Below are 12,666 nucleotides of genomic sequence, written 5' to 3' on the forward strand. Positions count from 1 at the left end.
ACCCCGCGCGGGCGGTCAGCGGCAGAGGCCCGGCGGCCGTCACCGGGCGGCGATCGTCAGCGGGGCGCCGGTGAAGACGTCCAGCACCGGCCGCGCCCCCAGCGGAGCGGCCAGGGTGACGGTGACCGGCTCCAGCTTGAGCACGTCGGTGCAGACGCCGGCGGACCGGGTGACCGCGCCGCCGACCACGACCACGTCCGGCCGTTCCGACACCACCGGGGTGATGTCGGTGTCGCAGGCGCCGACGCCGAGCCGGACGGTCATCCGTGCGCCGTCCACCGCCACCATGTCCTGGGCGGCCACCAGACCCTCCGGCAGGGGCTGGGGCGGCGTGGGCGCCGAGGGGACGGGCGTGACGGCCGTCGGCGCGACGGCGAGTTGGGCCACCGGGGTAGCCAGCTCCTCCACCGTGAACAACCAGGCCGGCACCTGCGCCTCACCTCGACTCGTGCGGACCGGCACGGCACCGAGGGTCACCCCGGTGACGGTCAGCGGAAGGCAGGCAGTCTCCGTCGTGCTGGTCGTCCAGCCGTCCGGTCCGGGCTCGACGGTGGGACCGCCGGGAGTCGGCAGCCCGGGTCGCTTCGGCCGCCCGGGGCAGGGCAACGGGTCACCCCGGTCGAGCTGCCGGTACGCCTCGGCGGCACTGACCAGCGGCAGGGTCAACCGCCCGTCCGGGAACCGGATCTCGGCATTGACGCGGGTGGGCGGGATGGCAACCTGGGCGCGGTACCAGCCGGCCCGGAAGGCCGTCTCGGTGTCGGGCGTGAAGCGCGGATCGCCGGCGAGCACCGTCGGCCCCTGGAGGGGGACGTAGCCGTCCCGCCAGCCGGGGTCGGGCCGCCACGCCGCGGCGACCGCGCTGGCCCGCTGGTCGAAGGCGCTATGCGCCGTCGTGGTGGGTCCGGCGGCGGGCTCCGCGCCGGTCGCGGCGCAACCCACCATGGACAGCAGCGGCAGTACGAGCAGCAGAAGCGGTCGACGCATGCCAGGTTCGACGGGACCGCCGCCGGGCCGGTTCCCGCCCCGGCTCAGGTCTCGCCGCCCAGATCCGTCTGGTACGCCTGCCAGAGCAGATTGGCACCACGGCGCCGATGCCGGGCCAGCGTTCGCAGCAGGTGCCCCGCCCGGCGGCGCAGTTCGTCGGGGCCGGCCTCGGACCGCTCGGCGACCCGCTGCACGGCCAGGATCGCGGCGACGATCGCGGCGTGCTCCCGGGTCAGCAGCCGAATCCCGTGGTCGAGGCGGGGCGAGTGGGTGAGCAGCTCCCGATAGAGGCCGGCCGGCCCTTCGGTGACCCGAACGTGCTCGGCGAAGCCCTGCCCGACCGGACGCAGGCGAAGCAGCACGATCTCGCGCCAGCGCGGCTCGGTCGTGGCCACCTCGACCGCACGGGCCAGGGCGTGCAGGTCGCCGGCGAGCCCAGCGGGCCCCGGCTCACCGGGAAGCCCGGCCGGATACGTGCGGGCGGCGGACGGCCGGGCGGTGACTGACGGCTGCTGGACTCCACCGGTGACCATGGCACCTCCCGCGCGGGGCTGCTATCCCATACCGTGATGGTGAACCCGCCCGTTCGCCCTGTCCAGAGGCGTTTCCTGCTCATCTGTCCCACTGGCAACACTGGTTGCCTTCCGCCCCACCGGCACATCGGACACCGCCGTCAGCCGGCCGCTCAGGCGCCCGCCAGACGCCGCAGATCGGCGGCGACGGCGCGGGCCTCGTCACTGGGCTCCGCACCGGGTCGACCCGCCGCGAACGCGTCGGCGAGCGCGTGCAGCTCGGACGGCGGCAGGACGGGCAGACCCATCCCCCGCAGCGGGATGGTGACCCGGTGCCCGCTGGCCCGATCGGTGACGACGATCCCCGGCGATCGACCCGCACGGGCCGACGGGTCGGCCCCCACCTCACCAGGGAAACGGGGGTCGACGCGGGCGATGGCGAGATCGACGGTACGACTGCGGATGGCGCCCCGCACCCGCACCCGGCTGCCGTCCAGCCAGGCGGCCGTACGGAGCACTCGCAGCACCAGGTAGACGCCGAGCAGGACGAACGGCAGCCCGCACAGCCCAAGGAACGGTCCGGGCCCTCCCGAGCCGCTCGTGGACTCCCGCAGCGCGGGTGGCAGCATTCCCGGCGGCAGGTCGCGGGCCTCCTCGTAGGAAGCGAACCCGTCTCCGGGGCCGGTGAGGCGGCGCACCAGCCCGCCGGCGAGCAGGGGCACCAGCACGAACGCCGCACCGATCGCCGCGACGAGGACCCCCGTCACCACCGCGACCGTGCGTTGGCCCGCTGACGCGCCGACCGACAGGCGCAGCTGCTGGTTCGTCACAGCGGCAGCGTAGGCGGCGACGACCCGCCCGCAGTGCCCGGGCGGCGCTGTCACGTCGCGGCGGGCGGCACGCCGGACGTCGGTGTCGCGGCGCAGCGGACTCGGTGTCCGGCGCAGCACGGCACGCGGCGTAGCGCGCGGTGATCCACTCCAGGTTTCCGATGTGGGCGTGTCCGGACGGTCGGATACCGCCACATCGGCGATGTGGAGTGGATCAATCGCCCCGGCTTCCTCGGTCGCCCGCCGGATACGACGATGCGCCCGGGCCGGTGGGCCGGGGCGCATCGTTTCGAGGTGGTGGAGGTGCCGGGAATCGAACCCGGGTCCTTCGCCGGTTTGTCAGGGCTTCTCCGAGCGCAGCTCGCTGTGCCTCTACTCGGCCCCACCGCTCACGCGAGCAAGTTGGTGTGACGGGCCCAGTCGCTGATTGATCTCGCCGCACGGACCCCGCGACCGGGTCCGATTGGCCAGCCTTCTAGCTGATGCCGGCTACTGGGACGAAGGCGTTCCCAGGCCGACAGACTTAGCTACTCGCCTCAGGCGGCGAGAGCGAAGTCAGCGCGATTGTTCTTGGCGCTTATAAGTTTCCGACGACCGATTCTCGAGACGACGTCGGCTTCCTCGGCTCGCTTCCCCTGTCGCTGCGTACGAAGTCGAAACCAGTCACCCCCTCGACAGGCCGCCGATGTGGCGGCACTGACAAGACTAACGCCTGGCGCAACGGCTTTCATCCCGAGCCCCGGGTCGGCACGCCGACCCTGACAAAGCGGGATGAATCAGTCGTCCATCCCCTTGCCCCGTCGACCGGACACCCGGGCGATCTCCCGGTCCGCGTCGCGCTTGGCGAGGTCCTGGCGCTTGTCGTACGACTTCTTGCCCTTGGCCAGGGCGATCTCGACCTTGGCCCAGCCGTCCGAGAAGTAGACCTGCAACGGGACGATCGTGAAACCGCCCTCCCGGGTCTTGCCGACGAGCTTGTCGATCTCGACCCGGTTGAGCAGCAGCTTGCGCGTACGCCGGGGCTCGTGGTTGGTCCAGGTGCCCTGGGTGTACTCCGGGATGTGCATGGCGTGCAGGTACAACTCGCCGTCGCGCTCCTGGGCGAACGCGTCGACCAGCGACGCCCGCCCGGCCCGCAGCGACTTGACCTCGGTGCCGGTCAGCGCCATGCCCGCCTCGTACGTGTCGAGGATCGAGTAGTCGTGGCGTGCCTTCTTGTTGGAGGCGACCACCTTGCGCCCCTTTTCCCGTGGCATCGGCGCCACCCCCTCTCCCGGAAACGTCCGTCGCCGAGCTCACCCCGGCCGGACAACCGATCATGCTACCCGAATGACAAGGACCCTCCCGCGCCGTTTATTTCCGGCTGCGGGAGGGTCCTCGGGAGACCACGGGACGCCCCGTACGGTGCCTAGACCCGCAGGTAGAAGCGCAGGGTGATCCAGGCGGTGGCGGCGCTGACGAGGCCACCGACGCCGGCCATCAGCGGGAAGATGAACAGGATGTCACCCCAGCTGATCGGCGACATCAGGCCCTGCAACGCCTTGAGTGACCCGTCGAAGAGCAGATACTTCGCCGCGACCAGGGCCACCAGGCCGAGCAGTGAGCCGATCAGGCCGGCCACCACGGCCTCCAGCACGAACGGCGCCTGGATGAACCAGTTGGACGCGCCGACCAGCTTCATGACCGCCACCTCACGCCGCTTGCTGTACGCGGCGACCTGGATGGTGTTGGCCACCAGGAGCAGTGCGGCGATGGCCATCACGATCGCGGCGGCCAGGGCGATGTTCTGGATCGCGGTGAGGACGTCGAAGATCTTGTCCAGCAGGCGGCTCTGGTCGATGATCTCGTCGACACCCTCGGTGTCCTTGTACTGGTCGTAGATGTTCTTGTACTGCTCCGGGTTGTTCAGCTTGAGCCGGAACGACGGGGGCAGGCTCTCCGGCTTGACGGCGCTGAGCAGGTCCGGCGCGTCCTGGAACATCTCCTGGAACTTCTTGTACGCCTCGTCCTTGTCGACGTAGTTGACCTCCTTGATCAGGGGGTCGCCGTCGAGTTTCGCCTTGACCTGGTCACGCTGCTCGTCGGTGACATCGGTCTTGAGGAAGATCGAGACCTCGATGTTCTTGTAGTAGAGGTCCTTCATGTCGTCAACCTGGCGGTACATGAGACCGCTGGCGCCGAGCATGGTCAGCGAGACCGCCATCGTGATGATCATCGCGATGGTCATGGTCACGTTGCGCCACAGTCCGACCAGTACCTCGGACAGGACGTATTTCACGCGCATCGGGATTTCCTCCGGGTCTCCGGCATGAAGTGTTCGTCGTCAGGCTGCGCAGGGGTGGAGCGCCGGCTCACCCGTAGACGCCGCGGGCCTGGTCACGCACGATGCGACCGCTCTCGATCTCGATGACGCGGCGACGCATCTGGTTCACGATGTTGGAGTCGTGGGTGACCATCACGACGGTCGTGCCGGTGCGGTTGATCCGGTCCAGCAGGCGCATGATCTCGATCGAGGTGTCCGGGTCCAGGTTTCCGGTCGGCTCGTCCGCCAGCAGGATCAGCGGACGGTTCACGAACGCCCGGGCGACGGCAACCCGCTGCTGCTCACCACCGGAGAGCTCGTGCGGGTAGCGGTGCTCCTTGCCACCGAGCCCGACCAGCTCCAGCACCTCCGGCACGACCCGGCGGGCAACCGCCTTGGTCTTGCCGATCACCTCAAGGGCGAACGCCACGTTCTCGTACGCGGTGCGGTTCGGCAGCAGCCGGAAGTCCTGGAAGACGCAGCCGATCGAACGCCGGAAGTGGGGTCGCTTCCAGGAGCGCATCGACGTGACGTCCTTGCTGTTGACGATGACACGCCCCTTGTTGGGGGTGACCTCGTGCAGCAGCATCTTGATGATTGTGGACTTGCCGGAGCCGGATGGACCGATGAAGAAGACGAACTCGCCCTTCTCGATCGAGACGGACACGTTGTCGAGCGAAGGCCGGGACGCCTTCGGGTACGTCTTCGTCACTTGCTCAAGCTGAATCACGGGTGGTGAGTCTACGCGGTGTAACAACTGAGCCAAGCCCCACGCCCCGCAGATGCGGCGCGCGTCGTCGAATCAGGCCCTCACCTGGAGATCGACGAAGCGCTCCGCCCACGGGCCGTCACGCACCGTCGCTGGTTAGCTGCTGCTGCTTGCGCCAACGGATACCGGCCTCGATGAACTCGTCCAGGTCGCCGTCGAAGACCCCGCTCGGATTGCCGGTCTCCTGCTCGGTTCGGAGATCCTTCACCATCTGATACGGGTGCAGGACGTAGGAGCGCATCTGGTCGCCCCACGAGCTGGTGCCGCCGCTCTTGAGGCCGGCCATCTTCTCTTCCTCCTCCTGGCGCTTGCGCTCCAGCAGCCGGGCCTGGAGCACCCGCAGCGCGGAGGCCTTGTTCTGTAGCTGGGACTTCTCGTTCTGGCAGGTCACCACGATGCCGGTCGGGATGTGGGTGAGCCGGACCGCCGAGTCGGTGGTGTTGACGCTCTGCCCACCGGGGCCGGAGGAACGATAGACGTCGACGCGTACCTCGTTCTCCGGGATGTCGATGTGGTCGGTCTGCTCGGTCACCGGCAGCACCTCCACGCCCGCGAAGCTGGTCTGCCGGCGGCCCTGGTTGTCGAACGGGCTGATCCGGACCAACCGGTGGGTGCCCGACTCGACGCTGAGGGTGCCGTACGCGTAGGGCACCTTGACCGCGAAGGTGGCCGACTTCAGGCCCGCCTCCTCGGCGTACGAGGTCTCGTAGACCTCGGTCGGGTAGCCGTGCCGCTCGGCCCAGCGCAGGTACATCCGCAGCAGCATCTCGGCGAAGTCCGCCGCGTCCACGCCACCGGCGCCGGCCCGGATGGCGACCAGCGCCTCCCGGGAGTCGTACTCGCCGGAGAGCAGGGTGCGGACCTCCATCTCCTGGATGGATTTGGTCAGGCCGGTGATCTCCGCCTCGACCTCGGTCAGCACGCCGGGGTCGGACTCGGCCTCGGCCAACTCCAGCAGCACCCGGGCGTCGTCGAGCTGGGAGCGCAGACTGCCCAGCTTGCTGATCTCGCCGTTGACGTACGACAGCTGCGAGGTCACCTGCTGCGCCTTGGCCTGGTCGTCCCACAGGTCGGGGGCGGACGCCTCCTGCTCCAGGCGGGCCTTGTCCTCGTGCAGCCGGTCCAGATTGAGGACGGCCTCGATGTTGCGCAGGGTCGCGTCGAGTTCCTTGAGCTGTTCGGCGTAATCGGCAGCGGTCACGACAGACAAGCGTACTGCGCGGACCAGGAGTGAGCTTGCGAGCCCCGCAGGTCCGCGCCAAATCGGCTCTGCGCCGGGAGCAGCGCAGCTCGTTCCGTGTCGGCGAACCCGCCGCAGATCACCCGACGGGGGCGGACTTCAGCCACGACAGGGCCGCCCGGTGGTAGGCGACGGCGAACTCCAGCGCGCTGGCGTCGTACGTCTCGCCGTCCCGTTTGGCGTTCTTGACCTGTTCGCGTACCTGAGCGAGGGCCTCGGTGTGATATTCGTTGGCCGAGGCGTACAGGCTCTTGAGCTGGCTGGACGAGTGCAGGTTGCCGAAGGCCATCCGGAGCGCGATCGGGTTGCGGATGGTGTCCCGCCCCGGGTTCTCCGTCAGCCAGCGGGAAAATGTCCGTTTCCCGCTGGCGGTGAGCGCGTACGGCTGGCTCATTCGTGGGCCCGGCTTGCCGAGCCGCACGTAACCCCGCTCGGCCAGCACCGGCAACTCGCGGTAGACCTGACTGCGGGTCATCGACCAGTACGGCGCCAGCCGGCGCTCTGCGGCGGCCATCAACTGGCCGCCTGTCATGGGACCCTCGTGGAGCAGCCCGAGCAGGGCCGCCGCCGTGGGGTTGACTCCGGATTCCGCCATGCCCGTTACGCTGCCACTTTGCGCTGCCGGCGTCCAGGATTTGGCAGTTTGCCACCCGACAGGACTTCCTAAGTGCACTGTCGGCGGCAGACTGTCCGTTGAGGACTATCGATGGATTGCGGCCCCTCGGCCGGCCGCCGGCGGCGCTGCGCACGCCGCCGGCGGGTCGCCGCAGGTCAGCCCATGTGGGGGTACGCGTGGTCGGTCGGTGGCACGAAGGTCTCCTTGATCGTTCGCGGCGACACCCAGCGAACCAGGTTGAGCCAGGAGCCCGCCTTGTCGTTGGTGCCGCTGGCCCGGGCACCGCCGAACGGCTGCTGCCCGACCACCGCGCCGGTCGGCTTGTCGTTGATGTAGAAGTTGCCGGCCGCGTACCGCATGCGCTCGCCGACCGCGTCGATCACCCGGCGGTCGGTGGCGAACACCGATCCGGTCAGCGCGTACGGGGCGATCGACTCGGCCTGCGTGACCACCTCGTCGAAGCGCGCGTCGTCGAACACGTGCACGCCCAGGATCGGCCCGAAGTACTCGGTGGTGAACGTCTCGTGCGCTGCGTCGGCGCACTCGAAGAGCGTCGGCCGGACGAAGTATCCGACCGAGTCGTCGGCCGTGCCGCCGGCGAGCACCCGGCAGCTGTCGTCACCGGCGATCAGCTCCAGCGCCGCGGTGTGCCGGGCGAACGCCTTGTCGTCGATCACCGCGCCACCGAAGTTGCCGAAGTCGGCCACGTCGCCGTAGGTCAGCGAGTCGGCGGTGGCGGCCAGGCGGTCCCGCAGGCCACCCTCCCAGAGCGAGCGCGGCACGTACGCCCGGGAGGCCGCCGAGCACTTCTGGCCCTGGTACTCGTACGCGCCACGGATCAGCGCGGTGTGCAGCGCGTCCACGTCGGCGCTGGTGTGCGCGACCACGAAGTCCTTGCCACCGGTCTCGCCGACCAGCCGGGGGTAGCCCCGGTAGCGGGCGATGTTGTCGCCGACGGTCCGCCACAACTGCTGGAAGACCTTGGTCGAACCGGTGAAGTGGATGCCGGCCAGATCCGGGTCGGCGAGCACGACGTCGGAGACCTCCTCGCCCCGACCGGTGACCATGTTGATCACGCCGGGCGGCAGGCCGGCGGCCTCGAACAGCCGCATGGTGAAGTGCGCGGCGAACTGCTGGGTGGGGCCCGGCTTCCAGATCACGGTGTTGCCCAGCAGCGCCGGCGCCGACGGCAGGTTGCCGGCGATGGCCGTGAAGTTGAACGGGGTGACCGCGTAGACGAAGCCCTCCAGCGGGCGGTGGTCGAAGCGGTTCCAGACGCCCGGCGAGGACGCCGGCTGCTCTTCGAGCAGGCGGCGGGCGAAGTGCACGTTGAACCGGAGGAAGTCGATGAACTCGCAGGCGGCGTCGATCTCCGCCTGGATCGCGGTCTTCGACTGGCCGAGCATCGTGGCGGCGTTGAGGGTGTCCCGCCAGGGGCCGGCGAGCAGCTCGGCGGCGCGCAGGAAGATCGCGGCGCGCTCCTCGAACGGCAGCGCCCGCCACATCGGCGCGGCGTCCTTGGCCGCCCTGATCGCGGCGCGGGCATCGTCGTGGGTGGCGTGCGCGGTCACGCCGAGCACGTGGGCGTGCTTGTGCGGCTGCACCACGTTGATCGGGTCGCCAGCCGCCATCCGCTGCTCGCCGCCGATGGTCATCGGCAGGTCGACGCGCTCGGCGGCCAGCTCGGTCAGCCGCCGCTGGAGCCGATCCCGGTCTCCGCTGCCCGGCTCGTAGTTGCGAACCGGCTCGTTGCGCGGCTCGGGTACGGAGAACACGGCATCCATCAAGGCTCCTGGCGATCTCGACAGCGGTGGCGAAACCGGACCCGCGGGCACCGACCGGACGGCCGGACACCGGACGCCGCGCGGGGTGGCCGAGCAGCGGCGGGACCTCGCACGATTGTTTCACGCGAAGGTGCTGGCCCTGCCGCCACCGTCACCCGATTGCGAAGGACCGACTGGCCCTCCTCCCCTTACCGGTCGCGGTGGTGGGGCTGGGGCGAGCGTCCCCGGCTCCGGGCGGTCAGGCTTGATCCCTCCGCCGGGGACGCTCGCCCCAGCCCCGACGTCGGTCGCGGTACATGGGGCCGTTGCGGTTCCTTCGGGGGTACGTCGCTGGCACGTACCCGGCGGGTGTGGCTCGTTCGGTGGGGGTCGCGGCGGCCCGCGTACCCTGAATGGTCGGTGACCTGGCGCCTCGAAGGGGAGACGATGACCAAGCAGCCCGGCCGCGGCCCAGCCGCGGAGTCGGACCAGCCGGCGGTCGACGCAGCCACCCCCGGCGGCCGACCGGTGTCCGCGCCCGGCGCGGCCGTGCTCGCGCTGCTGGCGCTCGGCTGGCTGGCCGCCATGCTCTGGTCGACCCGGGAGGCCATCACCTCGGCGGCGGCCGGCATCACCGCGATCAGCCTCTCCGCGTTCGCTCTGCCCGGTGTGATCTCGGCCGCGCTGGTGGCCGGGGCCGCCACCGCCCTGGCCGGCGGCAACCTGCTCAGCCGGCGGTACGGCGACGGGGCGACCCTGCGCTTCGTCGGTGCGATCGGCGCGGGGATGGTGGTCGGGCTGGTCGCCGCGCTGGCAATCAACCTCACCTACTTCGACACCTCGACCACCAACGTGATCGCCGGGACGACGGCGGCCGCCGCGATCATCGGCGCGGCGATCGCCGGCGCGCGAACCGCCCCGGCGGTCGGTGCGGTGGTGACCGCCGCGCTGGGCACGCTGGTCTTCGTGGTGGCGTTCAGTCGTGCCCGGGACCCGCTGTTCGACCTGTTCGGCGCGGGCGACACCCAGCAGTCGCTGGTCGACGCGGCCAAGTGGGTGTCGCGCACCGAGTCGCTCATCGCCGGCCTGCTGGCCGGGCTGCTCGCCTTCGGCTACCTCGCCTGGGCGCGGCGGCGAGCCCTGCGGCGCGATCCGCAGACGCCCGCGCTGCGCTGGCCGGCCTACCTGCTCGCCGGCGCCGGGCCGGGCCTGCTCCTGCTGCTCGCCGAGGTGATCATCCGGATCGGCGGCCGGTCGCTGCTGGACCTGGCCAGCGCGCTCAGCGAGGCGGACGCGGTGGCGCAGACGTCGCTGGGCACCTCGCGGGTGGACAACGGCATCTGGATGCTCTTCGTGGGGGCGCTGACCGCGCTCATCGCGTTCGGCCGCACGCTCGGCCCTTCGCACACCGACGACGACCCCGCCGTGGCCGACGGTCCCGGCACCACGCCGCCGGCGGCCGAGAACGAGACCAACACCGCCACCGACGGGGACGAGGCGGACACGACCGCTCACGACGACGTCGACGTCGACCCGGCCCGGGCCGACCCGGCCCGCTGACCGCTACCGGCCCGCTGACCGCTACCGGCCCGCTGACCGTTGGCGGCTCGGCTGGCCGCCGGCTCGCCTGATCGCTGCCGGCCCGCTGACCGCTGCCCGCTCGCCTGATCGCTGCCCGCCTGCTGACCGCTGCCGGCTCATTCGGTGGCGCGCAGCAGCAGGTCCAGCTCTGTCACGTCGTACCACTCGAGCTCATGATCCTCGGCCCCGTCGACGGTGAACTGGGCGTCCGGGTCACCGGCAGCGGCCTCGGCCACCACGTCGGCCGCTGCGGCAACCTCCTCGACAGCGTCCGCGCCGTCCACGTGGATCGCCGCGACGGCACCCACCGGCACGGTGTCGGCCAACGTCACCATGCTGGACCCCAGCTCACCAACGCCACGACCGAGCGCGGCGGGCGGCAGGTCGACCGAGACGACCACGCGGCGGCGGGGCGCGGCCGGATCGACCCTGAGCAGGTGCAGCGCGTCCTGGGCAGCCCGGGTGAACGCGACGTACTCCAACTCCTCCTCGTCACCCTCGGCGTACCACTCGCGCAGCGCGGGTGTCACCGCGTGCGCCCGGTCGGCGGTCAGCCCCTGCTCGCGCAGGCGGGCCAGCATGGATACGGTCGCCGGCACGTACACCCGGACAAGCTCGTCGGTCACCGGTCGTCTCCCCGCTCGGTCCTGTGCCGGCGGCAGCCGGCACGGGCGCAGATCATGCCGCACGCCGTGACCGTCATACACCCCACCTCCGGCCGGTGGAAGTTTTCCGTCGGCGTGTCCGGCGCTGGTTGGCCCGCCGCCGGGCCGGGCGGATGCTGGGCGGTGAGCCCTGCCGATGGCAAACTGAGGCAAACGACGTCAACCCCGGGGAGTTTCCGTGGAGCCGAGGTTCCTGCTGCTCTCCGACGTGGCCGCCGAGCTGAACGTGTCGGACTCGCAGGTCTACCACATGGTCCGCAGCGGAGAGCTGCCGGCGATCAAGATCGGCGGACGTGGTCAGTGGCGGGTCGAGCGCGCCCGGCTGGAGGAGTACATCGAGCAGAAGTACGCCGAAACCGCCGACTGGGTACGCGGCAACCCCCTGATCGACCGCGACCCGGAGTAGGTCGGGCCGCGCTGCCGGGCCGCGCTGCCGGGCCGCGCTGCCCGGCCGCGTGGCCACCTTCCGCCCCGACCCGCGTGATCCGCTCCTTATCGTCGAAACGGGGCTGTCCGGCCTGCCGGGATACCGCGATGTCGGCGAAACCGAGTGGATCATGCCCATGGGTGGTTGCGTCGACCGCTGCGGGCATTGACCGAGGCAACTATGTCGCGGACAATCGAGTCAGTCGGAGGCAAACGAAGGCAAACGCAAGATCGAAAGGAACCGCGATGAGTGAGCGGCGACCCGGTCCCTCCCGGCCACCTGTGCGCCTGCGCCCCGTCCCGCCCATCGATCCGCCGTACCCCGACGAGACGTACTGGCCGGGGCCGACCCACGGCCAGCTCGCCCTCGACCTGTTCGCCGCGACACGACCGGATCCGGTCCGGCCCGCGGAGCGTCGCGCGGCCCCACGCCGGACGCCGTCGCGACCAGCCAGCCACCCGGGTGCGCCGCTCCCACCGGCGAGCGCCCCCGAGGCGACCCGGGCCGCACACCGCTTCGTCGGCACGTGCCTGGAGGTGGTCAACGGTTACCGCTCGCCGGCCCAGGTGCGCCCACTGCTCGACCCGGGCCGGGCCGTCGAACTGCTCACCGAACTCGCCCGTGCGACCGGGCGGGCCGGGCCGGTTCGCCGTCGCGCAACGCGGCCGGCCCTGCGGCTGCTCCGGCTGCGGGTGTGCGAGCCCCGGGAAGCCGCGGTGGAAGCGGCTGCCGTGGTGAGCGGTGCCGGTGGCCGGAGCTGGGCCATGGCGCTACGCCTGGAACACCGCCGAGGCCGCTGGCTGTGCACGGCCCTGCACGTCCTCTGACAACCCGTCCGACGCCATCCCCTGCAGTCATCGTCCACCCCAGGGCGGAACCACGCGGCATACCGCGGGCGCTCACGCGGGGACGCCCAGGCCGGAGGCGCGTCCGCGCTCCATCGGGGGTCCGCGCTCCATCGGGGGGTCCGCGCT

Annotated in this window: 13 protein-coding genes and 1 other RNA gene; 3 read left to right on the plus strand and 11 right to left on the minus strand. The window is 71.0% G+C overall.

Annotated elements, in window-relative coordinates; all coding sequences use genetic code 11:
- Positions 1 to 39 precede the first annotated feature (39 nt).
- From OG505_RS21650 to pruA, 10 genes are all read right to left on the minus strand, one after another.
- Positions 40 to 987 (minus strand): hypothetical protein, encoded by a 948-nt coding sequence (locus OG505_RS21650; protein WP_405427020.1) that lies wholly within the window; start codon positions 985 to 987, stop codon positions 40 to 42.
- Positions 988 to 1,031: 44 nt separating this feature from the next.
- Positions 1,032 to 1,520, minus strand: a complete 489-nt coding sequence (locus tag OG505_RS21655) for a hypothetical protein (protein WP_405427022.1) — start codon at positions 1,518 to 1,520, stop codon at positions 1,032 to 1,034.
- A 152-nt stretch (positions 1,521 to 1,672) separates the two neighbouring features.
- Positions 1,673 to 2,329, minus strand: coding sequence for a hypothetical protein (locus tag OG505_RS21660; protein WP_405427023.1), 657 nt, complete (start codon positions 2,327 to 2,329; stop codon positions 1,673 to 1,675).
- A 295-nt stretch (positions 2,330 to 2,624) separates the two neighbouring features.
- Positions 2,625 to 3,000: a transfer-messenger RNA gene (ssrA, locus tag OG505_RS21665) on the minus strand.
- Between the two features lie 105 nt (positions 3,001 to 3,105).
- A complete protein-coding gene (gene smpB, locus OG505_RS21670; protein WP_405427025.1) occupies positions 3,106 to 3,585 on the minus strand; it encodes an SsrA-binding protein SmpB in 480 nt (159 codons plus the stop codon).
- Positions 3,586 to 3,737: 152 nt separating this feature from the next.
- A complete protein-coding gene (gene ftsX / locus OG505_RS21675) occupies positions 3,738 to 4,613 on the minus strand; it encodes a permease-like cell division protein FtsX (RefSeq protein WP_405427027.1) in 876 nt (291 codons plus the stop codon).
- Positions 4,614 to 4,680: 67 nt separating this feature from the next.
- The gene (ftsE, locus tag OG505_RS21680) at positions 4,681 to 5,361 is read right to left on the minus strand and encodes a cell division ATP-binding protein FtsE (protein ID WP_007455859.1); all 681 of its coding nucleotides are present in this window, start codon (positions 5,359 to 5,361) and stop codon (positions 4,681 to 4,683) included.
- 118 nt (positions 5,362 to 5,479) lie between these two features.
- A complete protein-coding gene (prfB, locus tag OG505_RS21685; protein ID WP_405427029.1) occupies positions 5,480 to 6,601 on the minus strand; it encodes a peptide chain release factor 2 in 1,122 nt (373 codons plus the stop codon).
- 118 nt (positions 6,602 to 6,719) lie between these two features.
- Entirely contained in the window at positions 6,720 to 7,235 is a 516-nt protein-coding gene (locus OG505_RS21690; RefSeq protein ID WP_405427030.1) for a PadR family transcriptional regulator, read from the minus strand.
- Between the two features lie 176 nt (positions 7,236 to 7,411).
- Positions 7,412 to 9,040 (minus strand): L-glutamate gamma-semialdehyde dehydrogenase, encoded by a 1,629-nt coding sequence (gene pruA / locus OG505_RS21695; protein ID WP_405427032.1) that lies wholly within the window; start codon positions 9,038 to 9,040, stop codon positions 7,412 to 7,414.
- Positions 9,041 to 9,466: 426 nt separating this feature from the next.
- Between pruA and OG505_RS21700 the strand changes: the two genes are divergently transcribed.
- A complete protein-coding gene (locus tag OG505_RS21700) occupies positions 9,467 to 10,579 on the plus strand; it encodes a hypothetical protein (protein WP_405427033.1) in 1,113 nt (370 codons plus the stop codon).
- Positions 10,580 to 10,716: 137 nt separating this feature from the next.
- On the opposite strand, the gene OG505_RS21705 is transcribed toward OG505_RS21700, so the two are convergent.
- Positions 10,717 to 11,226 (minus strand): DUF6912 family protein, encoded by a 510-nt coding sequence (locus OG505_RS21705; protein ID WP_405427035.1) that lies wholly within the window; start codon positions 11,224 to 11,226, stop codon positions 10,717 to 10,719.
- Between the two features lie 217 nt (positions 11,227 to 11,443).
- Here OG505_RS21705 and OG505_RS21710 point away from each other — a divergent pair, with 217 nt between their 5' ends.
- On the plus strand, positions 11,444 to 11,671 hold the full coding sequence (locus OG505_RS21710) for a helix-turn-helix transcriptional regulator (protein WP_405427037.1): 228 nt from the start codon (positions 11,444 to 11,446) through the stop codon (positions 11,669 to 11,671).
- A 266-nt stretch (positions 11,672 to 11,937) separates the two neighbouring features.
- Complete coding sequence (locus tag OG505_RS21715; protein ID WP_405427039.1) at positions 11,938 to 12,519, plus strand: Rv3235 family protein; 582 nt, start codon at positions 11,938 to 11,940, stop codon at positions 12,517 to 12,519.
- Positions 12,520 to 12,666 lie beyond the last annotated feature (147 nt).

The sequence above is a fragment of the Micromonospora sp. NBC_00617 genome (genome assembly GCF_045161355.1).
Taxonomy (GTDB): Bacteria; Actinomycetota; Actinomycetes; order Mycobacteriales; family Micromonosporaceae; genus Micromonospora.